We start from the raw sequence: 24315 nt of genomic DNA, 5'->3' as shown, positions 1-24315 counted from the left end.
AAAAGAGGCCCGTCCCTTTGGGGATGGGGCTTTTTTGTTATCCTTCGACAAAAAGTCAATACAATTTACAAAAATCAACAAATAAGTTCAAAAAACTTTATTTTTTGACATAATTTGAAAACGATGGTACATTCAGTTTATTCCATAATATAGGAGGCAATCATTGTGAAAAAAATCCTACTAGCATTGACACTTGTGTTTGCTGTATCGTCCTCAGCTTTTGCTGCAAGCTCGGAAACAGAGTCGAACAATACTTTCGAAACAGCTAATTCATTGGCGGTGGACTCTAGTATTACAGGTCAAGTTGACAAAATTGATGATGAAGATATTTTTGTTTTTGTAGCTAACAAAACTGGACAAGTACGTGTTTTACTTACAGCACCAACTGGGGTTGCAGCCGTCGGTTTATATGACTCTGACACTTCATATATTCGAAATGCTATCCTAGATATGCCAATGGATATTGAAGTAGTGGCTGGTCAAAAGTATTATCTTAAAGTATTGAGACTTGGTGAAACTGTCAACTATAGTTTGTCTGTTAATAATCTATAATTCATTTCGAATATGAGACAAGATAGCTCCTTTCTATAGCCAAGCTTGGGATAGAAAGGGGCTATTTTGGATATATACAGGTACAGTTGCAAAAGATTAACCCTTGGTTTTCGTGGGGATTTTTTTCACTCAATTTCCCCCGTTTCCAACTAGTGAGAATTATATTATCATTGGGTATAATTCCATCATTCTACTTTTTGCGAAAAGGGGAATACATAACGCAATGTTTAACGAACGGAAAGCGTTACAAATGACATTGCAGGCCATGCTAGAGCAACGTATGGCACTGCGTCGACAGTATGTCGATCAGGACAAGCAGTTGGGAGCTGACATCAAGCAGCTTTTGAGCCGCATTCGCGAGTTGGATAACGAAGCAGGGATCGGAGACGCTGAAAGCTCAGAGGATGAAACTATGCCAACAGAGGAATTTTCCGACGATCTGATGAAGCGAATGAAGGTGAGAAAGGCGCACATTCGTCACGATTATTTGGAAGTTGCGAAGCACATCGAAAACCTGTTACGGGAAGCGATGTCTCCGATGTCATTGGTTGATCTCTGCTCCGTTTTGAAAGCACGGCACCAGGTTGAGTTTGCGAGTCCCTACATTGGTGTACAGAAGTCATTAAAGTATCTACCCCAAGTAAAAGTAGAAAAGGACGGGCGGAAACTGATTTTTTCACTCTAGGCAACCAGGGTGGATAAGCAGTTTCACGGGAGGCAAGACCCAAAAAAGGCGATGTGTCTATGCACAATCGCCTTTTGGTGTCTATTGATTTACTTGCTTATTGCAAGAAGGACTTGAGCATCCAGATGTGTTTTTCCAGACTACTGCGGATTCCCAACAGCATATCGGCTGTCGCTTCATCGTCGGCTTGGTCTGCTGTTTCCATAGCCAGCTTCAGCTCATCTACAAGAATGGAGAAGTCTCTCGCGATTGTTTCTACCATTTGCTCAGCTGTTTCGCTTCCTTCTGCTTCGGTGATGCTCGCTGTGTTCAGACATGCAGCCAAAGTCGCTACAGGCTTTCCACCGATGGAGAGGACACGCTCAGCGAGGGAATCGAGATTCGCTGCTGCTTCGTTGTACAATTCCTCAAATTTCGCGTGGAGTGTAAAGAAGTGAGGTCCTTTTACATTCCAGTGAAAATTGTGTAGTTTCGTATAGAGGACTGTCCAGTTCGCCACTTGTTTATTTAATACGCTATAGAGTGTGTTTTCCATCGAGAATCTCTCCTTGTTTATAATTATTATTTGTTTAAACTTATTATAAACTAATAAGGATTATTGTCAACACCCAGGAGGAAATTTATGCAGCAGCTGCGTATCGGTGCGGTTATTTTAGCGGGCGGAAAAAGCAGCAGAATGGGCTCGCCAAAGCAAAACTTACTGTGGAGGGACGGAACCTTTTTAACAGAGCTAGTAAAAGAAGTACAAGCGGTTGGCTTGTCTTGTATCATTGTAGCGAACGATTTTTCGGACACTCAAGTGACACAAAAGGAACAAATTGATGAACAGCCCGTCACAATTACACCTGATCTGGTACCATCCTGCGGCCCTGTCAGTGGACTGGTTACTGCCTTTCGCGTAAGTTCCGAGGATGCTTTGTTGGTATTGTCCTGTGATCTTCCTTTTATGGACCGTGTGCAAATAGCCAAACTCATTGAATTTGCGATGGAGAGAAACGATTGGGATGTGATTATCGCCCAATCAGAGGGACGAATCCATCCATTATGTGCAGTGTACCATCGGAGAACACAGGCGAACTGGGAGCAGGCGCTGTTGCATGGACAGCGAAAACTGATGCGGACTTTAGATGAGCTGCGCGTGGTGCCCTTGCCTGATGAATGGTTGGACCCTTGGGCTGTTTTTAATGTCAACACGCCTGAAGAGTACGAACAGGCAAAAATTGAAGAAAAACGCAGAAAGACAGGACATGCTTGAGACGTGTCCTGTTTTTTGTTTGGAAAAAAGGGGCTCTTCATAGGGGGCTATCATACAAGCGTTTCTCTGGACAAACCGTATGAATAGTAGTGATGGCTAACGAAAGGAGGGAGCGCAATGACAAGAAAGTGCAAAAAACAGGGCAAACACCACGGTCACCACTGTTGCGGCAAAAAACACGACAGGTATTACGACCACCACTGTTGTGGCAAAAAACACGACAAATATTACGACCACCACTGTTGCGGCAAGAAACACGACAAATATTACGACTACCACTGCTGCTGCAAGAAACACGACGATTACTACGAGCCTCACTGCTGCTACAAAAAACACAGTCATTACGATGAGCCGCATTGCTGTTGCAAAAAGCATGAACCTTGCCAGGATCACTGCTGTTGCTGCAAACGCGATGATTGCAAATGCTTTGAAAAACATGACCATCACTGTTGTAAGAAGCATGACATAGATGATGAAGACGAAGATGACGACGACGAAGATAAAGATGAAGAAGATGATGAGGACGAAGATGATGACGACCACTGCAAGCATCACAAAAAGAAACATGGCTGCTGCAAATAAAAAATTCCCACGTACAAAGAACAAAAGCCCGAGAGGCTACCTCGGGCTTTGAGATTACCAGATGAGAAAAACATAGAAAAGCGGGAAGGCTCTAAGCTTGTCCCGCTTTTGATTGATTCCTCCTTTAAGGTAGGAGGATTCTCTTTGCTTGTGTATACACGTTCATTTTGTCATTGCGGATAAATCCGACTGCGGTGAGCTTCAGCTCATCTGCCAGCTGCAGGGCGAGATCAGTGGGAGCGGACTTGGACAAAATGATGCCAGCACCTATCTTGGCAGCCTTGAGCAGCACCTCAGACGAGATGCGTCCACTGAATACAAGAATTTTGTCCGTGGTGGAAATGTTATCTCGCAAGCATTTCCCATAGATCTTGTCGAGAGCATTGTGACGTCCGATGTCGGAGAACTGAAGCAAAACTTCATCCGGTGTACAGAGGGCTGCATTGTGGACGCCACCTGTTTGGCGGTGGATCTCAGACGACGTTTGCAATTCTTTCATCAGGCGCATGCATTGAGCGGGAGTGACCGTTGTTGTGCTTTCAACGGGCTTTGCTGTGCGCGCATCGCTAAAAAAGTAAAAGGATTGTCTGCTTTTTCCGCAGCAGGAAGTAATTCTGCGTTTGGAGTAAAAGCTTTGCGACAAAATCGTTTCTTTATGCAAATCAACGTAGGCAAACCCTTGGGCCTCATTAATCGTAAGCTGTTTAATTTCCGAGTATCTCTTGATGACGCCCTCGGCTGCGAGAAAACCGATGACCATTTCTTCCAGGTCGGCCGGAGTACATACGATTGTAGCGAATTCCTCATCATTGAGGAAAATCGTGAGGGGGTACTCGGTAACGATTTCGTCGTCTTCCCAGCCATGTTGGTCAGCCGAAATTTTCAACACGGGCAGTCGGGTGGTGATGGTTAGTTCGGACATACGGGCCTCCTTTTTGTCGAAAATATGAAGTTTTTATGGCTATTTTGTGAGGAAAATATTGTCGAGTGAACGCTTACATGGTAGTATACTATGTGAGATGAAAAGTGTCATAAAATTTTCGTCTTTCCATGTATTCATAGCGTGAGGACAGATTGACACGGAGCAGCGACCCTGCCACCGATTATTTTGTAGCCTTGCAGCGAATTACATAGTGAACACAATGCTTGTTGATGCTGATGTAGCGTTCCTGCTGATGATTAACTGCTGTGTTTCATCGTAGCCCTCGTTTCCCTTTGTGGAGACCTGGGTGAGTCGGTGAAATCAGCAGTTTTTCTTTTTTTCGAGAAGGCTGCTGATGGATCCACAGCATGCGAAAGACCATTGCGAAGGAGATGAATGATTTGGAACAAAAAGTGAAAAACCGCTGGCTCATCGCGTTGGCTGCGGTAGGCATCCACATCTCGATTGGATCGGTATACGCATGGAGTGTATTCACCAAGCCAATTACCGAGCAGTTCGGCTGGGACTTGCCAGACGTTCAATTTACGTTTAGTATTGCGATCTTGTTCTTGGGGCTGTCTGCTGCCTTCCTCGGTCATTATGTAGAAAAGCACGGCCCGCGCAAAGCTGGCATTCTAGCATCTATCTTTTTTGGAGTAGGAACTGTCGGCGCTGGCTTGGCAATTCAATTGAGCAGCTTGCCTCTGTTGTACTTATGTTATGGAGTGCTGGGTGGTATCGGTCTTGGTGTAGGTTATATTACGCCAGTATCGACCTTGGTCAAATGGTTTCCGGATCGCCGTGGTTTAGCAACAGGTCTTGCGATTATGGGCTTCGGCTTTGCTTCTATGATTGCCAGTCCGATTATGAACGCTTTGATTGCAAATGTAGGAATCGCGAACACCTTTTATATTTTGGGCATTATTTATTTCGTTGTGATGTTGGCTTCGGCTCAATATTTGGCTCCACCCCCAAAAGGCTGGGTACCGGCTGGATTTTCCGCTGAGGGAACAGCTGGCAGCAAGCAAATCAAAAAAGATTTGTGCCAATTGACTGCCAACGAAGCGATCAAGACACGCCGTTTTTACTGGCTGTGGCTGATGCTGTTTATCAATGTGACATGTGGAATCGCCGTTATTTCGGTAGCATCGCCGATGGCGCAAGAAATGGTGGGCATGTCTGTCGGAACAGCAGCTCTGATGGTAGGGTTAAACGGTTTGTTCAACGGTGGTGGACGAATCGGATGGGCGTCTCTGTCTGATTTCATTGGACGACCAAATACGTACACTGCTTTCTTTGCCATCCAAATGGTATTGTTCTTCCTGTTGCCGAATATGTCCAATCCAATCCTGTTCATGGTTGCGATGTTTATCATTATGACCTGTTACGGTGGTGGCTTTGCATCTATCCCGGCTTATATTGGTGACTTGTTTGGAACGAAGCAATTGGGCGCGATTCACGGCTACATTTTGACGGCATGGGCTGCTGCCGGCTTGGCAGGACCGATCTTTGCAGCATGGGTTCGCAAGACGACAGATAGCTATACAGGAACTATGAGTGTTTTCGCAGGAATGTTCGTTGTCGCTCTGGTGATCTCGCTATTAGTCCGTTTGGATATCAAAAAACTGAAGGAAGAAGCCAAACAAAGAGAAAAGTCTGTTGAATTGGCTAGTTAATCAATGGTAAAGTTTAAGTAGAGAATGATTTGAAGTAAAGGTGATTTTCCTCGATGAATAAGTTCGAAGCAGAATTCAGTAATTTGGTCAGGGCTTTCCGAAAGCGCCATATGGGAAAGGGACCTAGCAAGATCAGCACCACGTTCTGCAAGAACTGGGCGATCTGCGAGATGGAAGGCAACCTTTCTCCGGTGGAAAAGTTCATCGCCACTTCGGAAGACGGAAAGCAGACATTACGAGCTGCCCGAACCGAAATGGTCAAAGAGATCTATCGGAAACACCAGCCAGTTGACATGGAAGCGTTTCTTGGAGCAAAACTCGTTGATCTATTCGTCGATATTGACATTGAACGGGATTTTGGAATGTCGATCTTTGTTTTTGATCAAGACATCGAAAAAAGAATGAAAAACGAACCGTAAGTCTAAACGAAGCAGCGTTCCTGTTCACCGGCTTAGACGTAACGGAATTCGCGAAAGCAAACACGAAGTTGAGACTAGGTAGCGAACCTGCCGTAGACAACCACCGTGAACACGCTCTTTTCCTTAGGATGAGGGACGGTTTCATGGTGGTTTTTTTCGTCTTAATGGAGTTTATAAGAGGGGAGACTAAAGAAATGGGCAAGACCAAGCATGGTGGACCAATTAAGCTGGATACTTCTTGGAAGCCTTCGTTGTGGGCTTCACTGATGCCGATGGGACTCGGAAAAATTAAACCGCATCACATTCGCGATACGATGAAGGTAGCATATGACAATCGCGATAATTTGGGCTACGCCTATCGAATTTTAACGCAAGGTGTATGTGATGGCTGCGCTCTCGGCGTATCTGGTCTCTACGATCAGACGCTGACTGGCCCGCATTTGTGCACCACGCGCTTGAACGTGCTACGTCTCAATACGATGTCTGCGATGGATCCAAAATGGTTCGAAGATGTACGGGCGCTACAAAAGTTATCCAGCGAAGAATTGCGCAAGCTGGGAAGAATCCCGTATCCGCTGTCCAGAAAACCTGGAGAAAACAAGTTCACGCGCATTAGCTGGGATGAAGCGCTGAACCGCATTGCGAAAAAAATCAAAGACATCAGCCCAAAACAACTGGCCTTTTTCTTGACAGCTCGTGGTATTACGAACGAGGTATACTACACGGCAGCGAAAATGGCTCGTTTCCTCGGAACCAACAACATCGACAACGCATCGCGTATTTGTCACTCGCCGAGTAAGACAGCATTGAAGCGTTCGGTTGGTATTGGTGCATCGAGCTGTAACTATCAGGATTGGATCGGTACCGATGTGCTCGTATTCTGGGGCTCAGTACCAGGTAACAACCAGCCTGTATCGACGAAATACATGTATGCTGCGAAAAAAGCAGGAACGAAAATCATCCTGATCAACCCGTACAGAGAGCCAGCGATGGAGAAGTACTGGATTCCATCTGTACCGGATAGTGCTTTGTTCGGGACGAAGATCGCGGACGATTTCTACCAAGTGAACATTGGCGGCGACATCGCGTTCATGAACGGTGTCATGAAGATTTGGTTCGAGATGGAAGAAGCGAAGCCAGGTTCTGCGATCAACCATGAATTCATCAAGGAGCACGCGAACGGCATCGAAGAGCTGCGCAAGCATGTGATGAATGAATCGTGGGATAAAATCATTGAATCCTCCGGTCTCAGCCGCGAGCGTATCAAAGAATTTGCGGTGCTGCTCGCAAACTCCAAAAATGGTGTATTCGTATGGAGTATGGGACTGACCCAACACAAATTCGGTACGGACAATATTTCTCAGGTAGCCAATCTGGCCATTCTTCGTGGATTCTTCGGTCGTAAGCACACGGGCCTCATGCCGATTCGCGGTCACTCCGGCGTACAAGGCTCCGGTGAAATGGGTGCCGATCCATTCAGCTTGCCTGGTGGCGACTTCGAAGAAAAATCCTGGAACCGCATTGAAAAGATCTGGAACTTCCCGATTCCGAAATGGCAAGGAGATATCGTCGGTATTTCTTTGGAGAATGCAGTGTTACCAGATGGACACGAGCGCAAGACCAGATTGTTCTATACGAGTGGCGGCAACTTCCTGGAGACGATGCCAGATCCGGACTTCATGCAAAAATGCTTGGAGAGCATAGAAGTGCGTGTACATCAGGACATCATTTTCAATACATCTACGTTGGTGGATGCGAAGGAAGAAGTGATCGTACTGCCAGCAATGACTCGTTACGAGCAGCCGGGTGGCGGAACTTCGACAAGTACAGAGCGTATGGTTTACTTCAGTGCAGAAGTGGAAGGGCCACGTATTGAAGAAGCACGTTCGGAATGGGAGATTTACGTAGATCTGGCGGCACGGGTAAATCCAGAGAAAAAGCATCAGATGCACTTCTCAACCGCAGCTGAAATTCGCGCAGAGATTGCCCAGGCGAATCCGAACTACGATGGTATCCAGCACCTGAAAAACCGCGGAGATGTTTTCCAATGGGGCGGTGCATGGTTGTGTGAAGGCGGCGTATGCCCGACACCGGACGGTCGAGCGAATCTGATTCCGACTGAGATTCCGGATTTGAACAAGCCAGAGGGACACTTCTATGTAACGACTCGTCGCGGTAAGCAGTTCAACTCGATGATTTACAGCAAGAAAGACCCGTTCAACAATGCGGACCGTTATGATATCCTGATCAATGCAGAGGATGCAAAAGAACTGCGCATTGCAGAAGGCGAAAATATCGTCGTTTACAATAAATATGGAACGTTCCAAGGACGTGCCAAATTCGAGGACACTAGACGAGGAAACATTCAAGTACACTGGCCGGAAGGGAACGTACTCATTCCGAAGGGTGTATACGAGACATACGCTGGTATTCCCGAATACAATACAGCCGTGAAGGTTGAAAAAGCGGACACTTTCCACGCCAACAAAGATTTGAAATACGTGGAGAGAGAAGTTGAAGATTTGGAAGTAAACGTCGGCTGACAAGCTGTAGCAATGGGTGGTCAAGATTAGGAGGAACAAGCCATGCGTTTTTCGCGACAAACACTCTCGGTTGAAGAAGCGATGAGCAAGCTGTTGGCAAAATTGCTGACAGGGAGAACGGAACAAGTGCAGATCGGGGAGGCATACGGGCGGATACTGTCCTCTGATCTACGTGCAACATACGATTTGCCGCACTTTGACCGCTCGCCGCTGGATGGGTTTGCTGTGAGAGCTGCGGATACGATGGGGGCCTCCGTTGACCATCCGATTACGCTAACAGTGCTAGAGACGGTTGCGGCTGGGCAAGTACCTACAAGAGAATTGAAAAAGGGCTACGCGACGCGGATCATGACAGGTGCGATGATGCCTGCGGGTGCGGATGCGGTCATCATGTTTGAGCAAACGTACAACCCAGCTGAAGAGGCGGATACTGTACGGATCAAGCGGGAGATGAAGCCCGGAGAAAATGTATCTCGTCGCGGTGAAGAGATGGCCACAGGAACGATCATTGTTAAGGCGGGCGAGCGGATTAACGCAGGTACACTCGCCAGTTTGGCTACGTTTGGCTATTCGAAGGTAGAGGTGTTCTGCAAGCCGCGTGTCGGTCTGATTTCGACTGGAAGCGAGCTGCTGGAGATTGATCAGCCGCTTGCTCCAGGCAAAATTCGCAACAGTAATACGGTGATGCTGACTGCCTTGATTGCTGAGGCAGGGGGCATCCCTGTTTCGTTTTCAAGACTGCCGGATGATCTGTCAGTGGCAAAGGCGAAAATCAGTGAATGCTTGCAGGGCGTGGATTTGGTCATTTCAAGCGGCGGTGTGTCCGTTGGGGATTTTGATGTGATCGCGGCTTTAGTGGATGAGCCTGAGGTGGAGCTTCTGTTCAACAGGATTGCGATACGTCCGGGAAGTCCGACGACAGCCATGATCATGGAAGGCAAGCCTCTTATTGCCCTATCAGGGAATCCGGGTGCCTGTTTTCTCGGGTTTGAGTTATTTGCGCGAGCAGCCATTCGTCACATCTCGGGAGAAGCCCATGTAATGCAGCAGGTGATTAAGGCGAGACTTGGTGTCGATTATACGAAGCCTTGTCCATACCCTCGTTACCTGCGAGGGAAGCTCCTCGAAAAAGACGGGGTTTTGCACGCGATACCTGATTTCAATGAAAAGGCAGGGAATCTGGGGACTTTGAAGGACAGCGAATGCTTTATGATCATACCAGCCGGGGGAAGCGGGCAAAAAGCAGGAGAGCTGGTTGATGTTCTCACGCATGCCGCCCCAACCTGGAGAAGAGAGGGATAGCGAATGGTCAAGCCACCTTGTGTTTTGCAGATTGTCGGTTATTCGAACAGTGGCAAGACGACGCTGCTAACTAAGCTCATTCCGATCCTCGAAAAAGCAGGGATAAGAGTCGGGGTCATCAAGCATGATGGCGGACACGATTTTGAGTGGGATCAACCAGGGAAGGACACTTGGCGTTATCGTGAAGCCGGAGCCTCGCTAGTCGCGATCACATCCAAAACGAAAACGGCCATCGTGGAGCAAAAGCCGCAGGAGTTGTCCGTTCTTATTCAGCGCTTAGCAGATGCCGGGGCTGAGCTCATTTTGGTAGAAGGCTTCAAGCGTGAAGGCTATCCCAAGCTCGTCCTGCTTCGCAGGCCAGAAGATGAGGAGCTCTTATCGATCGTTACTCATCTGGTAGGGATCGTAGGTTGGTCAGACAATCGTCAGCCGGGGTTGCCATTTTTCGATATTAATGACATAGACAACATGGCCAAGTTTGTAAGGGAACGGGTATCCGGTTGGTATTGTCAAAACTGATTAGAAACATTGAGATCATTCCAGCTTGATTTGGGATGATCTTTTTTTGTAGATGGAAACTTCTACCGACGACCACGTTTGCACCTACGTGGATCGGACGAACTTTGCGTTAGCCATTCGCTGCCCAGCCACTCAATGTCGCGTCTGGCGCGTTGTTTACGCGATCCATAGGCGCAAGGGGCGGATCAATCTCTGCTTCGCGGCGCAGCTTCTCCACATCCGGCGTGAGTCCGATTTTTTGCATGTGCTTGTATGCGAGTCTCGCTTGTATTTAAAGCTGCGACGTACAGTCTCTTCCACGTCTCGCAGTAGCTTAATTATAAATAGAAAAAACCTCCTTGTCGATGTGACTCAGGAGGTTAATGTCGTAATCGTATGCGGTTTGTGACATGGGAAAATAAAAAAGAGGAGTCGAGCGCTATGCTCGAACCCACTCTATCTTCCAAATGCTAATTGGAGCTAGCAGAAAGTTTAACTTTTCCCGGGACGCCATTTTTATTGGAAACGTTCAATCTATAATCGCCAAATTCCCATGGGTCATCTAAATAGAAGGAGTTCTCGACTTTTTCGTTAGGTTTTAAAGTACCGGAAAACCAAGTCCTGCCGGATGGCGTGGAAACTTTGTACTTCATATCAATGTCCCCCAAGTTTTGTACGTATACTCGAAGCTCTTCCTCGCCTGGTCCCCACTCGTCGAAATTGAAAGTCCAGCTGTCGCTTCCGTCATACGTAAATGTGTCTCTTATGATTCTACCTAATGGCTGTATCGTACCGCTCTTATCAGTAAAAGCCCCATGTCCGCTACTTGGAACAATTTCTAAAGGTCGAGCAGATTCCGCAGACACCCCCACCGAAAGACTGCTTAAAAGTAGAGCTGTTACAAGAGTTGATTTAATCAGTTTCTTCATAACAGAATCACCTATCTTTTGTATAAATTTGTAAAACTATGTTATATATTACAACTTTTTGTCCTATTATTTCTATTTTCTTACAAAATATTATTTTTTTAAACTATTATTAATTTTTGTATCATATTCATTTATATGGAAGCTCCGGTAAAAAGAACAACCGCATTTTTTCGATAATTGAGCAGCATGGAGCTATTCACCACCCAGATAGCATCCGCACCAGGGATGACGGAAGCAACTGCCGGATTCACAAGCACAAATTGTAGTGCAGCAGCCTTGACACTAATATTATGACGATTGGCAATCGCTTCGATGCTATCGACCAGTAGTGGGGGAAGAAACTTTTATTGCAAGCTATTAGACTTGCTGTCAGATTATCCATGTAATGAAATATGTGGTAATGTAAATAAAAAATAGGCGAGAAACGATAAGGAGCAAAGAACATGAAATGCCCTCACTGTAACAACGAATTAAATGAACTTCCTTACTGTTACGGAATGGAAGCACCACATTATTTTTACACGGTACCAGAAGAGAAACGAACAGAATTAATAAGAGACTTTTGTGTAATTGATGAACAGCATTTCTTTATTAGAGGACATATTGAAATACCGATAGTTGATAGTAATGAGACATTTATATGGAGTGTTTGGGTTTCTCTTAGTGAAGAAAACTTTTTGAAATCAAATGAATTGCTGCATGTAGAAGGAAGAGAAAATGAAAAACCTTATTTTGGGTGGTTATCGACTGAACTTTCCATCTATCCAAAAACAACACTATCATTAAAGACATTGGTACATACACAAGAAGTTGGTGCGGTTCCCTTAATAGAATTAGAACAAACGGATCATCCACTTGCAGTTGAACAAAGAGAAGGAATTACAATGGAGAGAGTGAAAGAAATTGCTCATTTAATCAATCATACTGAGTAATAAGAAAATGCCTGCTGCCGGGATGATCCGGCAGCTTTTTCGTTTTCTCATGCTTTAGACGATAGTTTATGGATTGCTCCGATCTGGTGGTTTTGGACGTATATATTCACTCCAATGGCTGATAAACTTGCAGCATATTTCAAAATAATAGGAGTGATAACAATGGATGGAGTGCGTTACAAAATTAGAGAAGTATTGGATCAGAGCAAGATTGAGACATTTTTGCAGCAAGCTAGAATCGGACATCTTGGAATGGTAGATGGTCATTTGCCGTATGTTGTTCCGCTCAATTTTGTTTGGACAAAGGGGCAGCTTTATTTCCATGGAGCCACCGGCGGGAGAAGAAATCAGGTTATGGATGCTAATCCAGAGGTCTGTTTTACGGTTTGTGAAGAATATGGAACGATTACTGATCCAGTGCCAGCTAAGACGGACACAGCGTATATGAGTGTAATGATTTTTGGCAAGGCACAGCCTATTTCCGATCTGGATGAAGCTACACACATGTTGCAAGAAATGATGAATAAGTATGTGCCTGGCTACTATAATCGGCCTTTACCCAAGCAGCACGTAGACAAATACCGTTCAGCAGTATTCGGTGGTCCGGTTCAAGTGTACCGAATAGATCCACATCATATCACTGCGAAAGAAAATCCATTGGAAGAAGAAAAAATGTTCAACCCTGGTAAAACCGTGTAATCTCCGCAAGACGAAAAATGCCTTCTTCAATGGTGGATTCGTCTACTTTAGCAAAACCCAGTACCCATCCTTTTCGATCGCTTTTCATACAATACTTGCTAAGTGGATAAACACGGATTCCATTTTCGAGTGCTAGGTTCGTCGCGGCTTCTTCGACAAACGATTTATCAGCTTCAAGGAGGATATGCAACCCCGTTTCTACGCCGCTTAGTGTGAAGTTTTCGCCGAGACCTGTCGTGATGATGGCCTTCGTCATGGCTTCGTGTCTGCGCCGATATACATTTCGAACTCGTCTCATATGGCGCATGAAATGACCATGCTCAATAAAATGAGTAAGCGTTAATTGCTCCATAATCGGAAGATGACGATACGTTAATTCATGGACTTGGGCGAGCTGACGAATGGCCTCTTTGGGACCAACGATTGCCGATATACGAATACCAGGAGCAATCATTTTGGAAAAACTCATCATATACAATGTGTTCTGAGGTCGCTGACTGAACAAGGTTGGAAGTGGGTCGCCGCGATAGCGAAATTCGCTGTCGTAATCATCCTCAACAACCCAAAACTGCTGCTCGGCAGCCATATGTAACAATTGTTGCCTGCGAGGTTCCGACATAATGACTCCAACCGCACACTGGTGCGATGGCGTAACATAGACAAGCTTGGACCCCGGATGAATCTGGTCTACGCATAACCCGTACTCGTCAACTGGAACGGAGACAACTTGCATACGCCGATACTTCATTGCCATCCAGGCAGCAGGGAAGCCAGGATCTTCAACAGAAACGCTATCTCCTTCATGTAAAAGGGCTTGGGCAATCAAATCGATGCTATGTTGTGCACCTGAGGTTAACATGATTTGATCGATAGTCACATGAACGCCCCGTTCAAGTGACAAATAACGTTGAATCTGTTCTCGTAGCGGTTGGTATCCATAGGCATTGCCATAAGCCCAACTGTCCAGATTCGTTTCTGTGGAAGCCTGTAAAAACGAACGTCTCCAATTCTTTTGAAAATGTTCGTCCAAATATGGCTCATGGGGACTGAAATCGATCTCAACCTTTTGACTATCTTTGTCCCCGAACCAACCGTGCAAATGACCGATTGTAGCGTTTAATAAAGGTAATTCGGGAGGGACAGGTCCTTCGGGCGCGGCATCCTCTGAAGGACGAGTTGCATAAGTCCATTCGCTAACTCTAGTCCCGCCACGACGAGAGGTGACAGTGTATCCTCGGCTGAATAACTCCTCATAAACAATCTGTATGGTTGAACGGGAAACGCCAATTAAAGAAGCGAGTTCGCGGGAGGGGAGCAGCAATTCACCTGGCTGCCATTTTCCGGTGGTAATATTATGGATTGCTTGGTCCAGCAGTTGCTGCCAGATTGGACGTTCGTCATCTCGGTTTACTGTTAGCATTCATTCACCTTCAGTGTTTTTGTTTAATGATGGATTTGGCTGATATGCTATCATGGCAATCGTTTCTTTTGCAACAATGGTGTTTTGCAATTGTCACAAATTGTTTCTATTTCCTGTGACCAGAATCACATGTGTATTTCTGAACCTCCCGTACACTTGAAATATAGAAAGAACGAAGCACTTCAAGGAGGTTCTACGATGTTAAGCCCAAAAACCATTGAAATTATAAAATCAACCGTTCCTGTGCTAGAGGTGCATGGAACTGCCATTACAAAACGTTTTTATCAAATGATGTTTGCTAAGCACCCTGAGCTTCTCAATATTTTCAATCACGCCAATCAAAAGCAGGGAAGACAGCAAACAGCTCTGGCAAATGCGGTGTATGCTGCGGCTTTGTATATTGATAAGCTGGAAACGATTTTGCCTGTTGTGAAGCAGATTGGACACAAGCACCGCAGCTTGGGAGTGAAGGCCGAACACTATCCAATCGTCGGGGAAAACCTGCTTGCTGCGATTAAAGACGTACTTGGGGATGCCGCTACGGACGAGATTTTACAGGCATGGGCGGAAGCATATGGTGTCATTGCGGATGCCTTCATCGGTGTAGAACACGAAATGTATGAAGAGGCGAGCGGGCAGCTTGGGGGATGGGTAGATTTCAGAGAGTTTATCGTCCAACGCAAGGTGAAGGAAAGCGACGTAATCACTTCCTTTTATCTGGTTCCGGCGGATGGTCAACCGATCTCCAGCTATGAGCCAGGACAGTATGTCAGCATCAAGGTAGAATTACCGGGCGAGCAATTTACGCATATTCGCCAGTACAGTCTCTCTGATGGGCCAGGGAATGCGTACTACCGCATTTCTGTCAAACGCGAGGACGCGATGCAAGATAAGCCAGCAGGAAAAGTATCCGTTTATTTGTCAGAGGAAGTGAAGGAAGGAGATAGCTTGCAGTTGTCTGCTCCGGCTGGAGATTTTACCTTACAGCAAGAGGACAGCCGTCCGGTTGTGCTGCTCAGTGGTGGTGTAGGATTGACCCCAATGATCAGCATGCTAAACACACTGATCAAATCGGGAACAGCCCGTCCGATCACCTTCATTCACGCAGCCAAAAACGGAAATGTGCATGCTATGAAGCCGGCAGTAGAGGAGTTGGCCGCAAAACATCCTCAGCTCTCTGTTCACTGGTGCTATACTCAGCCGACCGAACAAGATCGATTGAACGGTGCTTTCCAGAAAGAAGGGTATATCGACTTGGCGTGGCTGCAAAAGGTCATCGATACAAAAGAGGCGAGCTATTATTTCTGTGGTCCAATTCCATTCATGAAGACAATCAACGGTGCTCTGTTGGAATGGGGAGTGCCAGCAGAAGACATTCATTTTGAGTTTTTTGGTCCGGCAGCGACCTTGGCATAAAGAGGCTCCCACGAAAAAAACGCAAGCTTACTCGCGATTCGCAGCTTGAGCGCGCAGCAGTCGATTTACCGTTTCACGGCGAAGTCCGATGAGTTGACCGATTTCATCCTGAGTTAGCAACTCCGAAAGCGAGGCGACAGGAATGAATGTCTGAAACCAAAGCTGGAGCTTGCGAAGCTTTTCAGCAGGAGAGACTTCGGTCAGTTGGTCGATACGCTGCTGCATCATACGTAGTTTCCCTTGCAGCTGTAGCGCGATATCACGACACTTTTCAGGATGGTCATCCAGATGGCGATACCAATCCGGGGCAGACAGCACTTCGATCTCACAGGTCACGAGAGCGATTGCTGTCCCGTAATAGGGATTCGGGCTCATCAACGAATGATGCGGAATGATCTCATCTGGAACGATGATGTTGACCAGCGTCAATGCTCCGTCTGCATGTACCCGAACGATTTTTAACAGACCGCTCTTCAGATGATAGAGCGGTCCTGTTTCTCCTTGTCGAAACAGGACTTCTCCCTTGTGCAGGATCATGGGTTTCTCCTCGATTCTCTAAGTTTTTCTCTAGCAATTATAGCAAGCCCGGCATGAGGAAGTAAGCAAGCGTAAAAAGCAGTTTGCCGCTTTTTTAGGCTTGCTACAGCAATAATGCCTTTTGCTATAATGGGGAAATAACAGCTAGATAAAGGGAGTTGTCTGATGCTCAACTTTTTTACATGGGTAGGCTCCATAGTGGGGGTACTCACACTCGGATTGATTGGCTATGTGGCTTACCGCTACTGGTACCATATGGGACAGCTTCCGAAGCCGGAGTTTCGTCATCTGGACACGAAAAAGCCAGTGCCTGCCGACTGGAGTCATGATGAGGTTACATTTACATGGATCGGCCACTCGACGATTCTGTTGAATATGTTTGGTACGAAAATACTGACGGATCCGGTTTTGGGAGAGAAGCTCGGGATTAAGCTTGCAGGTGTCCATTTTGGTCCCAAGCGTTTTACGCCTCCTGCTCTCGACTTTGCTGAGATTGGCGAGGTAGATATCATCTTGTTATCGCATGCCCATTTGGATCATGTCGATCTGCCTACCTTGCAGAAAATAGCGAATCGTTCCACACATGTCATTACGGCGCACCAGACGAGCAAGCTGTTCAAGCATATGCCATTTGGTTCGTATGAGGAAATGCAGCCGGGAGAAGCCGTTACAACCAAAGAAGGAATTACGGTTACTGCGATTCCTGTTCGTCATTGGGGCAACCGCTTTCCATGGAATCATGAGTATGGCTACAACGGCTATATGATTGAGAAAAATGGCGTGCGTATCCTCTATCCAGGCGATACTGCTTATATCTCCATGGAAAATTTGGCGAAGCAATTCGGGCCTATCGATCTGGTGTTCATGCCGATTGGCGCCTACAAGCCAGACTCGTATCAAGCAGCGCATTGTACGCCAGAGCAAGCATGGCAAATGTTCAAGGAGACCAAAGCCAAGTGGCTGGTGCCCATTCATTGGAATACGTTTGTGCTCTCGCGTGAGCCTGTTGATGAGCCGTTCGAGCGTCTGTTGGCAGTAGCGGGGGACGAGAGGGATAGGATCGTTGTTGAAAAACAAGGGGAGACGTTTTCCCTCCCTGTTCAATAGGTGTGAATAGTTGGCGACTGCTTACATGGCAGTCGCTTTTCTAACGATATGAATAAATAGGGAGGGAATAGCTACCTTATTATAGAAATATTTTTATCGAAGGAGTTTTTTGAGGAGGGGTACATATGACAAAAGCATTTCCACAGCGCTGGGATATGGATGTGATTTTTCCTGGTGGTAGTGAATCGGAGGATTTTCGAGCGTTTTTAAGAACTTTGGAAGCGGATATTGCGGACCTGAAAGCTCGGTTGGAACAATCTAGCACTGGTTTGCATGAAACAGCGGCTTTCAAGGAAGTTGTCACTCATGTCCAAAGCATTGCCGTGCGTGTGAGACAAGCAGGTGCATTCATTTCCTGCCTGACTGCTCAAAATGTAAAGGATGAGCCAGCCAAACTGATGGGTGGGCGTGTAAAGAGCATCTCGGCTGCGTTTGGTGCAGTATTGACGCGCTGGGAAGAAAAGCTGCTGGTTATCGACGAGGCTGCATGGGAGAATCTGTTGGCAGACGAAGAATTGCAATCGCTTGCTTTTGTGCTGAATGAGCGTCGTCGCCGTGCACAGGAAAAGCTGTCGCCTGAACAAGAAGTGCTGGCAAACGATTTAGCTGTAGACGGGTATCACGCTTGGCAAGATTTGTACAATGCGGTCGTGGGACGTATGAGCATTGAGGTTGAGGTCAATGGAGAGACGAAGCATATGTCCGTTGGGCAAGCTTCTAACCTGATGAGCAGTCCTGACCGTGCTGTTCGTGCCCATGTTTTTGAAAAGTGGACAGAAGCTTGGGGCAAGGAAACGGAGCTGTGCGCGCAGGCGCTGAATCACTTGGGTGGTTTCCGTCTCTCTCTGTACCGTCATCGCGGCTGGGATTCCGTCCTGCGTGAGCCGCTGGATATTGGACGGATGCAGGAAAAAACACTCGACGCGATGTGGCAGGCCATCGACAATCGCAAGGATCGTTTGGTTGCCTACCTGGAGCGCAAGGCGAAGCTGCTCGGTGTAGACAAACTGAGTTGGTACGATGTAGGGGCTCCAGTCGGGAATGTACATAAAGAAGTGTCTTACGATGAAGCAGCTGCCCTGATCGTTGAGCACTTCAACCGTTTCAATCCGAGCATGGCTGAGTTTGCGCAAAAGGCATTCGATGAGGGCTGGATCGAGGCAGAGGATCGTCCTGGCAAACGCCCAGGCGGATTCTGCACGAGCTTCCCAGTCAGCAAGCAGTCCCGCGTGTTCATGACGTATGCGGGAAGCGCAAGCAATGTATCCACACTGGCACATGAGCTGGGGCATGCGTATCATCAGCAAGTCATGTGGGATTTGCCAGCACTTAACCAAAACTACGCGATGAACGTTGCGGAAACAGCATCGACCTTCGCAGAGATGATCCTCGCTGACGCTGCTGTGAAAAATGCAGCCAATGACGATGAAAAACTGGTACTCTTGGAAGATAAGCTGCAATCTATCGTCGCGTTTTTCATGAACATCCACGCTCGCTTTATTTTCGAGAAAAACTTCTACGAGAAGCGCAAAGAAGGTCTCGTGAGCGCGGCTGATCTCGACCGAATCATGGAAGAGGCGCAAAAGCAAGCGTACAACGGGGCTTTGGCAGATTACGAGCCGCACTTCTGGGCTTCCAAGCTGCATTTCTATATCACGTCGTATCCGTTCTACAACTTCCCGTACACATTCGGGTACTTGTTCAGCATGAGTGTCTATGCGCGTGCACTCGAAGAAGGCGAGAGCTTCGCACCGAAATACGATGCACTGCTCCAAGATACGGGCCGCCTGATGGTAGAGGACCTGGCGAAGAAGCATCTCGGCGAGGATATGACGGCAGTTGAGTTCTGGCAAAAAGCTGTTGATCTGGCTGTGGCAGACATCGACGAATTCTTGCGCCTGACAGAAGAAGCATAAATTCACGAATAAATAAGCTCCAAGCAGTCTGTCGCTTTTCTGACAGGCTGCTTTTTCGTTGAGAGATTGTTAACATCGCAGAAGAAATCTTCGGATAACCTTTACCTGCGGTTTATAGAATCCTCGCTAATTTTTCGTACAGTAAAAGGGAAGGGAGTACTTGCAAAGGGAGGCATTGTAATGGACACTGGCAGTCATCTTTTGTTGGGTGTTACACTGGCGGGCTTAGCTCATATCACGCCAGTAGTGGCAGATGATCCGGCGCTTGCTCAGGCGCTGATGGTCGCAACGGTAGTGGGATCTCATGCCCCGGATTTCGACACTGTGGCCAGACTTCGCGGTATTTCTTTTTACATTCGCTTTCATCGGGGAATTACTCATTCGATTCCCGCCTTGTTTCTGTGGCCCCTCATCATCAGTCTTCCTCTTGCCTGGGGGTTTGGTCTCATGGGGCAATTCGGGATTTTGTACGGTTGGACGCTGTTGGCTGTTGTGCTCCATGTTTTTCTCGATATGCTAAACGCCTATGGAGTTCAATGTATTCGCCCCATTAGCAAGCGCTGGGTGCATTTGGATGTGCTTGCGATTTTTGAGCCACTGATGTTCGCGGTTCATTTAGCAGCGGCGATATGGTGGATAGCTTTTAACGGAGATCCCAGCGTGTTATTTCCGATAGCATATGGAATGACGCTCCTGTATATTGGCGTGCGGGCTTGGCAGCATCACCGTAACGTCAGACGGGTAGTAAGGGCATTAGAAACGAGAGGCATATCCCATGTTTTCCCGAGCATGCATCCCTTTCACTGGCGATTCGTCGTAGAGACGGAGGAACTGTTTTACACAGGAAGAATCGAGTATGCACGTGTGATACTGGAGGATGTGTATCCGAAGCAGCAGCGTGATGCAATCATTCAGGCTACCGTCGGTGTGGACGGCGTTCGTGCTTTTCTCGGATTTGCTCAACGAATCCACGTCACGTGGAAGGAGATTGCCGACGGTTACGAAGTCACATGGAGCGATGTGCGCTTTTGGTACAACCGCAAGCTGCCATTTGGCGTAGATGTTGTCTTGGATCGTGATTTGAACGTCGTTAATCATCGGTTGGGCTGGCGAAAAAAAGCGTGGGACCCGCCGTTTGTATAAGGAAAGCTAGTATAGGTAAGCCCCGTCAGTTTGGTGAAGCTGGGGGCTTACTTTTTTTGCGTGAACAAGGTGCCTCAACGTCTGCTTCTTGCATGGTTTCAGTAAAACTTTCTGCTTAAACGCGGTCGCACTCCCTTGAGGATGCCTAGAAAGAGTTTTTTTGCCAAAGGTTTAAGTGGTATCGATAAACCTACAAAGCTGGTAAGAAGAAAAAGCACAGGGCTCGTAGACCTTGACAACGCCTCCCCAGTTGGAACTTTCAAAAGGGGACCACGCTTGTCGAACACTTCTTCCTTGAGATACATCCGCCCGTAGGGTGGCTTTGGCTCGACGGTCCCCTTTTGGAAGTGGAGACGGACAGTGAATCACCCCTGTTGGCGTGTCAGAGTCGAAGAGAGCTGTGCTTTTTCTTCTCCTCCACTATGTTGACCCCATTCATAAGGACCTTTATAGGTTATTCAACGAAATGGCGCTATGCAAAATACAACAAGAATGATACACTGAAAAAAACTAAACGTTCGATGGTGATAGAATGAATGGGTTATATTCGATCAGAGTAGAATGGTCTCCTGCGTATGAATGTATCATTAGCCTCTACACTTACACTTACGAGAAGGAGCGCAAGCATTGTTTGCTTGGCACGGCTTGGTTAGAGGAGACAAAACAAAAGCTCCCGGCGTCTTTTGCAGATGAACTCGCAGATGAACGCTGGGAAGTACTCCACCGTTTGGTGCTGCTTGTAGCGCAATCGCCCAAGACCAAATCCGTTGAAGAATTTCTTGAGTGGCTGGAAAGCATCCCTCCCGGTGAAATTTATGAGCGTCTCGCGCCATGGGTAGAGACCATCCCGCTGAACCTGGGGGAAATCCGTGATCGCAGCCTATCGTTGCTTACCCGGTGGAATGAACATTATTTTTCGAAAGTGGACCCACGCATTTTGGAGAGTCTGCAGCGGAGCGCCGATGAGCTGACAGTCCGCGCCAAAGAAACGCCTCCGATCGATTTGGTCGATCATGTTACGAACGGTATCTGGATTGAGCCGATGGCAGATTTGCGAGAGGTTGTACTGATCCCGCAATACCATTGTGCCCATTCTTCTGTTCTCGACTTTTATCGGGGACTTGCCACTTGCATGTACCCTGTCAAAGATGCGGCAACGACCAAACCACAGCCGCTCCTCGAGCTGTTGCCCATCACACAGTGCTTGGCGGATGAGAAGCGTCTGCAAATCTTGCGCTGCCTGGCAAAAAAGACGTGCACCCTCGGTGAATTACAGAAGCATGTATCATTGGCAAAAAGCACCGTCCATCATCATGTGACGGCGTTGCGCAGGGCGGGGCTGATTCGTGCTCACTACACAGGAAGTACGACGATTTCCTACTACAGCCTGCGAGAAGCCTTCGTCGAGCGTCTTCCCGTCTTACTGCGTTCCTTCTTCCATACACCAGAGTGATTTTGCTTACGGAAATGGCATGATTTTGTTGAGAGGGTAGGTTGAATCAGTATGAGCAAAATGAGGCAAGTGTGGGAGGCGTATCACCCGATTGTTCATCTGTTGATGGCAGGGACGGTGTTCGTTCAGCTCACCCAATCGATGAGTATCCCTTTTCTGGCCATCTATCTCGGTGAAACGACGAAGCTCTCTCATGCCTATATTGGACTGATTATCGGTGCAGGTCCTTTGGCTGGAACAGTAGGAGGATTTGTTGGCGGGATTCTCTCGGATTTGTTTGGCAGACAAAAGCTGATGTTTTTTTCCTTGCTTGCTATGGCGTGCTCGATTATCGGATTCATTACGGTGGCTCATCCGATTGGTTTGCTGTTAATCAGCATGGTTATGGGATTTGCGGCTTCGATTTTTGCGACGGTTTCAAAAGCGCTGATGGGAGACTTGACTCCCGAGCATAGACGTTTTCGTGTGTTCTCGAACCGCTATCTTGCGAACAATCTAGGTTTTGCGATTGGTCCTATGCTCGGTGCTTTTTTGGGGATTTCCGGCAGCAATCTGGCGTTTTTTCTGACTGCGGTATCCTTGGTGAGCTTTGCCATCATTTTATTAGTGGCATGTCGGAGATGTGGCGTCACCGATGATGTTGGGGGGAACGGAGAGGTAGAGAGAGCTAGTTTGGGTGAGATCTGGCAAGTGCTCAGAAGGGATGTCGTCCTTCTTACATTTGTCACAGGCGGAATCCTGTTAGTGACGGTGTACGGTCAGATGTCTGTTACGCTCTCCCAATACTTGCGGGAAAACTTTTCAGAGGGAGTCGCCTTGTTTGGAACATTGATGAGCGTCAACGGATTTACCGTCTTGCTTTTGCAAATTCCAGTGACGAGGCTGGTTGAGCGTTATTCCTTGTTTACACGGATAGCAGGTGGCGCTGTATTGATGGCCATAGGAGAAGTCGGCTTTGCTTTTTCGCCGGATTGGGCTTGGTTTATTACAGCGATGATCGTTTTTACGCTCGGGGAAATCTTGATCATACCGGCGGAGTATGCGCAAATCGATGAGATCAGTCCAGCGAACATGAGAGGGACTTACTATGGGGCCCAAAGCGCAACGATGCTGGGGAGCTTCCTCGGACCATGGGCAGGTGGTATGGTGCTCACCGCATATGGTGGCCCCGTGATGTTTTTGGTCATGGCAGTATTGGCACTGGTCAGCTTGATCTTTTATTGGTTGGGACGCAGGTTGCATGAAAAGCGGAAGCAGCCTAGAACTGCGATTGTAGAGACTGCCATATAGCTTCTTGCCGATTGATTGCGAGTACCTTATAATAGAAAGTATCTTTTTCAAAAAGGGGACGTTTTGATGTCGGTGTGTGTTCTTAACTAAGCAATTGGATAGGGGACTCCCAGTATTATTTTGGCAAAAACCGCATTTCATGTCGGCTTATTTGCTATGGAAAAAGGGAGACCTTGATTAGTTAAGAACTTACGGTCATCCATCTACCCATTTGCTCGACTACGGGAACCGTGCTCTTACGCACGGTTTTTTTGCGTGACTATCCACGCGCACGTAGCGAACGTATGCCCTCAAGGCGGAGATGAACGAATGTTCATGCTCTGCCTTTTTTGCATGCATCGATGGGTCCATCCCTTTTGAAAAGAGGTTTTCTACATGAAAAATTATATCGAAGACACCTATAAACAAGTGCGTTTACAAGAAGGTCAGCGTGTAATCGAACAGTTTCTGCTCGCGTGTTATTTTCATCCGGGTTTGCCTACGAAAGAGCTGGCGAGAAAAGTACTCTTGCCTGTACCTGTGGCGACTGCGATCAAAAAAGAACTGATCAAGGCAGGTGCCATACAGCAGGGGAGCGGGGTGAGATGTACCGCAGAAGGGGACGCGTTCATTGAGCAAAAGCTAGGGTTTGGTGGGCTGGATCGAGAGCTGTACGAGAAGCTGATGAGAGACGATGAAGCTTGGAAAACTGAGCTGGCTGACTTGCAAGCGGAAATGGAGACGATTTTTGCTGGGCGTCCACAAGTCGATGTACAGATCGATCAGTCCAAATGCACAGTCGAGACGAGCTTGCGCAGGGCAATCTTATGCTTGCGGCATCAGAGTTTGGTGGGTAAAAAAATATTATGCGTCGGGGATGATGATTTGGTCAGCATCTCGCTGGGGCTTTTGCTCAAGCGCTTGTTTCCAGGGAATCAGCAACGTCCAGGGCAAATTGACGTAGTCGATATCGATGAACGTTTTCTCCAGTACATTACGGATGTGTCCAAGCAAAAAGCATTGACCGTGGCCTGCCATCAGGCTGATTTGCGGCAGGCGC

Annotated in this window: 24 protein-coding genes and 1 pseudogene; 17 read left to right on the top strand and 8 right to left on the bottom strand. The window is 47.3% G+C overall.

All coding sequences use genetic code 11. From position 1 onward, the window contains the following. The first annotated feature begins 165 nt into the window (after positions 1-165). Entirely contained in the window at positions 166-552 is a 387-nt protein-coding gene (locus PMI05_RS13985; protein ID WP_007722512.1) for a hypothetical protein, read from the top strand. Positions 553-775: 223 nt separating this feature from the next. Next, a complete protein-coding gene (locus PMI05_RS13980) occupies positions 776-1237 on the top strand; it encodes a hypothetical protein (RefSeq protein ID WP_007722510.1) in 462 nt (153 codons plus the stop codon). A 97-nt stretch (positions 1238-1334) separates the two neighbouring features. Here PMI05_RS13980 and PMI05_RS13975 read toward each other — a convergent pair whose 3' ends face one another. After that, the gene (locus PMI05_RS13975; RefSeq protein ID WP_007722508.1) at positions 1335-1772 is read right to left on the bottom strand and encodes a Dps family protein; all 438 of its coding nucleotides are present in this window, start codon (positions 1770-1772) and stop codon (positions 1335-1337) included. Positions 1773-1859: 87 nt separating this feature from the next. Between PMI05_RS13975 and PMI05_RS13970 the strand changes: the two genes are divergently transcribed. After that, positions 1860-2492, top strand: coding sequence for a molybdenum cofactor guanylyltransferase (locus PMI05_RS13970; RefSeq protein WP_007722507.1), 633 nt, complete (start codon positions 1860-1862; stop codon positions 2490-2492). A gap of 96 nt (positions 2493-2588) precedes the next feature. Here the strand turns inward: PMI05_RS13970 and PMI05_RS29640 are convergent, their stop codons facing one another. Both PMI05_RS29640 and fdhD read right to left on the bottom strand, forming a co-directional pair. Then, positions 2589-3098 carry a hypothetical protein gene (locus PMI05_RS29640; RefSeq protein WP_052006430.1) on the bottom strand — a complete coding sequence of 170 codons (510 nt, stop codon included), beginning with the start codon at positions 3096-3098 and terminating at the stop codon, positions 2589-2591. A gap of 100 nt (positions 3099-3198) precedes the next feature. Next, positions 3199-3996, bottom strand: a complete 798-nt coding sequence (fdhD, locus tag PMI05_RS13960) for a formate dehydrogenase accessory sulfurtransferase FdhD (RefSeq protein WP_007722505.1) — start codon at positions 3994-3996, stop codon at positions 3199-3201. Between the two features lie 401 nt (positions 3997-4397). Between fdhD and PMI05_RS13955 the strand changes: the two genes are divergently transcribed. The 5 genes from PMI05_RS13955 to mobB all read left to right on the top strand — a co-directional run bounded on the left by PMI05_RS13955 (position 4398) and on the right by mobB (position 10455). Beyond that, positions 4398-5672, top strand: coding sequence for an OFA family MFS transporter (locus tag PMI05_RS13955; protein WP_304412535.1), 1275 nt, complete (start codon positions 4398-4400; stop codon positions 5670-5672). 53 nt (positions 5673-5725) lie between these two features. After that, the gene (locus PMI05_RS13950; RefSeq protein WP_007722503.1) at positions 5726-6091 is read left to right on the top strand and encodes a DUF2294 domain-containing protein; all 366 of its coding nucleotides are present in this window, start codon (positions 5726-5728) and stop codon (positions 6089-6091) included. Between the two features lie 194 nt (positions 6092-6285). After that, on the top strand, positions 6286-8634 hold the full coding sequence (locus PMI05_RS13945; RefSeq protein ID WP_039960772.1) for an FdhF/YdeP family oxidoreductase: 2349 nt from the start codon (positions 6286-6288) through the stop codon (positions 8632-8634). Positions 8635-8676: 42 nt separating this feature from the next. Further along, the gene (glp, locus tag PMI05_RS13940) at positions 8677-9936 is read left to right on the top strand and encodes a gephyrin-like molybdotransferase Glp (protein WP_007722499.1); all 1260 of its coding nucleotides are present in this window, start codon (positions 8677-8679) and stop codon (positions 9934-9936) included. Positions 9937-9939: 3 nt separating this feature from the next. Beyond that, a complete protein-coding gene (mobB, locus tag PMI05_RS13935; RefSeq protein ID WP_007722497.1) occupies positions 9940-10455 on the top strand; it encodes a molybdopterin-guanine dinucleotide biosynthesis protein B in 516 nt (171 codons plus the stop codon). A 109-nt stretch (positions 10456-10564) separates the two neighbouring features. Here the strand turns inward: mobB and PMI05_RS31645 are convergent, their stop codons facing one another. The 3 genes and pseudogenes from PMI05_RS31645 to PMI05_RS31370 form a co-directional block, all read right to left on the bottom strand. Continuing rightward, entirely contained in the window at positions 10565-10699 is a 135-nt protein-coding gene (locus PMI05_RS31645; RefSeq protein ID WP_255344499.1) for a hypothetical protein, read from the bottom strand. 205 nt (positions 10700-10904) lie between these two features. Further along, positions 10905-11363, bottom strand: a complete 459-nt coding sequence (locus tag PMI05_RS13930; RefSeq protein WP_007722496.1) for a hypothetical protein — start codon at positions 11361-11363, stop codon at positions 10905-10907. A gap of 215 nt (positions 11364-11578) precedes the next feature. After that, positions 11579-11686, bottom strand: a pseudogene (locus PMI05_RS31370) (aldo/keto reductase); the annotation flags it as partial. A 120-nt stretch (positions 11687-11806) separates the two neighbouring features. On the opposite strand from PMI05_RS31370, the gene PMI05_RS13925 reads away from it, so the two are divergent. Further along, positions 11807-12295, top strand: a complete 489-nt coding sequence (locus PMI05_RS13925) for a DUF2199 domain-containing protein (protein WP_007722495.1) — start codon at positions 11807-11809, stop codon at positions 12293-12295. Positions 12296-12457: 162 nt separating this feature from the next. Then, a complete protein-coding gene (locus tag PMI05_RS13920; protein WP_007722493.1) occupies positions 12458-12994 on the top strand; it encodes a pyridoxamine 5'-phosphate oxidase family protein in 537 nt (178 codons plus the stop codon). Here PMI05_RS13920 and PMI05_RS13915 read toward each other — a convergent pair. After that, on the bottom strand, positions 12972-14414 hold the full coding sequence (locus PMI05_RS13915; protein WP_007722492.1) for a PLP-dependent aminotransferase family protein: 1443 nt from the start codon (positions 14412-14414) through the stop codon (positions 12972-12974). The genes PMI05_RS13920 and PMI05_RS13915 overlap by 23 nt on opposite strands. Positions 14415-14612: 198 nt before the next feature. On the opposite strand from PMI05_RS13915, the gene hmpA reads away from it, so the two are divergent. Beyond that, positions 14613-15830 carry an NO-inducible flavohemoprotein gene (hmpA, locus tag PMI05_RS13910; protein WP_007722491.1) on the top strand — a complete coding sequence of 406 codons (1218 nt, stop codon included), beginning with the start codon at positions 14613-14615 and terminating at the stop codon, positions 15828-15830. Positions 15831-15857: 27 nt separating this feature from the next. On the opposite strand, the gene PMI05_RS13905 is transcribed toward hmpA, so the two are convergent. Further along, positions 15858-16367 (bottom strand): Crp/Fnr family transcriptional regulator, encoded by a 510-nt coding sequence (locus PMI05_RS13905; RefSeq protein WP_007722490.1) that lies wholly within the window; start codon positions 16365-16367, stop codon positions 15858-15860. A 165-nt stretch (positions 16368-16532) separates the two neighbouring features. Here PMI05_RS13905 and PMI05_RS13900 point away from each other — a divergent pair, with 165 nt between their 5' ends. From PMI05_RS13900 to PMI05_RS13875, 6 genes are all read left to right on the top strand, one after another. Further along, positions 16533-17474 carry an MBL fold metallo-hydrolase gene (locus PMI05_RS13900; protein WP_007722483.1) on the top strand — a complete coding sequence of 314 codons (942 nt, stop codon included), beginning with the start codon at positions 16533-16535 and terminating at the stop codon, positions 17472-17474. Positions 17475-17599: 125 nt separating this feature from the next. Continuing rightward, positions 17600-19390 carry a M3 family oligoendopeptidase gene (locus PMI05_RS13895; RefSeq protein ID WP_007722481.1) on the top strand — a complete coding sequence of 597 codons (1791 nt, stop codon included), beginning with the start codon at positions 17600-17602 and terminating at the stop codon, positions 19388-19390. A gap of 180 nt (positions 19391-19570) precedes the next feature. Next, positions 19571-20533 carry a metal-dependent hydrolase gene (locus PMI05_RS13890; RefSeq protein WP_007722480.1) on the top strand — a complete coding sequence of 321 codons (963 nt, stop codon included), beginning with the start codon at positions 19571-19573 and terminating at the stop codon, positions 20531-20533. A gap of 532 nt (positions 20534-21065) precedes the next feature. Further along, complete coding sequence (locus PMI05_RS13885; protein WP_039960768.1) at positions 21066-21986, top strand: helix-turn-helix transcriptional regulator; 921 nt, start codon at positions 21066-21068, stop codon at positions 21984-21986. A 51-nt stretch (positions 21987-22037) separates the two neighbouring features. Next, complete coding sequence (locus tag PMI05_RS13880; protein ID WP_007722476.1) at positions 22038-23276, top strand: MFS transporter; 1239 nt, start codon at positions 22038-22040, stop codon at positions 23274-23276. A gap of 375 nt (positions 23277-23651) precedes the next feature. After that, positions 23652-24315: bis-aminopropyl spermidine synthase family protein (locus tag PMI05_RS13875; RefSeq protein ID WP_007722475.1), on the top strand; the 664-nt coding region annotated here is incomplete at its 3' end.

The organism is Brevibacillus sp. BC25, assembly GCF_000282075.1.
In the GTDB taxonomy this organism is placed as follows: domain Bacteria; phylum Bacillota; class Bacilli; order Brevibacillales; family Brevibacillaceae; genus Brevibacillus.
The sequence above is the reverse complement of the archived record's forward strand: the minus strand, read 5'-3'. Positions and strand labels throughout refer to the sequence as shown.

Excerpts from the sequence above, each read along its gene's own strand:
- PMI05_RS13895 (WP_007722481.1), top strand. The coding sequence starts at position 17,600 with ATGACAAAAGCATTTCCACAGCGCTGGGATATGGATGTGATTTTTCCT.
- PMI05_RS13975 (WP_007722508.1), bottom strand. The coding sequence starts at position 1,772 with ATGGAAAACACACTCTATAGCGTATTAAATAAACAAGTGGCGAACTGG.
- PMI05_RS13915 (WP_007722492.1), bottom strand. The coding sequence starts at position 14,414 with ATGCTAACAGTAAACCGAGATGACGAACGTCCAATCTGGCAGCAACTG.
- PMI05_RS13925 (WP_007722495.1), top strand. The coding sequence starts at position 11,807 with ATGAAATGCCCTCACTGTAACAACGAATTAAATGAACTTCCTTACTGT.
- PMI05_RS13905 (WP_007722490.1), bottom strand. The coding sequence starts at position 16,367 with ATGATCCTGCACAAGGGAGAAGTCCTGTTTCGACAAGGAGAAACAGGA.
- PMI05_RS13950 (WP_007722503.1), top strand. The coding sequence starts at position 5,726 with ATGAATAAGTTCGAAGCAGAATTCAGTAATTTGGTCAGGGCTTTCCGA.
- PMI05_RS13920 (WP_007722493.1), top strand. The coding sequence starts at position 12,458 with ATGGATGGAGTGCGTTACAAAATTAGAGAAGTATTGGATCAGAGCAAG.
- PMI05_RS13980 (WP_007722510.1), top strand. The coding sequence starts at position 776 with ATGTTTAACGAACGGAAAGCGTTACAAATGACATTGCAGGCCATGCTA.
- PMI05_RS13930 (WP_007722496.1), bottom strand. The coding sequence starts at position 11,363 with ATGAAGAAACTGATTAAATCAACTCTTGTAACAGCTCTACTTTTAAGC.
- fdhD (WP_007722505.1), bottom strand. The coding sequence starts at position 3,996 with ATGTCCGAACTAACCATCACCACCCGACTGCCCGTGTTGAAAATTTCG.
- glp (WP_007722499.1), top strand. The coding sequence starts at position 8,677 with ATGCGTTTTTCGCGACAAACACTCTCGGTTGAAGAAGCGATGAGCAAG.
- PMI05_RS13885 (WP_039960768.1), top strand. The coding sequence starts at position 21,066 with ATGAATGGGTTATATTCGATCAGAGTAGAATGGTCTCCTGCGTATGAA.
- PMI05_RS13890 (WP_007722480.1), top strand. The coding sequence starts at position 19,571 with ATGGACACTGGCAGTCATCTTTTGTTGGGTGTTACACTGGCGGGCTTA.
- PMI05_RS13970 (WP_007722507.1), top strand. The coding sequence starts at position 1,860 with ATGCAGCAGCTGCGTATCGGTGCGGTTATTTTAGCGGGCGGAAAAAGC.
- PMI05_RS13900 (WP_007722483.1), top strand. The coding sequence starts at position 16,533 with ATGCTCAACTTTTTTACATGGGTAGGCTCCATAGTGGGGGTACTCACA.
- PMI05_RS31645 (WP_255344499.1), bottom strand. The coding sequence starts at position 10,699 with ATGCAAAAAATCGGACTCACGCCGGATGTGGAGAAGCTGCGCCGCGAA.
- mobB (WP_007722497.1), top strand. The coding sequence starts at position 9,940 with ATGGTCAAGCCACCTTGTGTTTTGCAGATTGTCGGTTATTCGAACAGT.
- hmpA (WP_007722491.1), top strand. The coding sequence starts at position 14,613 with ATGTTAAGCCCAAAAACCATTGAAATTATAAAATCAACCGTTCCTGTG.
- PMI05_RS13880 (WP_007722476.1), top strand. The coding sequence starts at position 22,038 with ATGAGCAAAATGAGGCAAGTGTGGGAGGCGTATCACCCGATTGTTCAT.
- PMI05_RS13945 (WP_039960772.1), top strand. The coding sequence starts at position 6,286 with ATGGGCAAGACCAAGCATGGTGGACCAATTAAGCTGGATACTTCTTGG.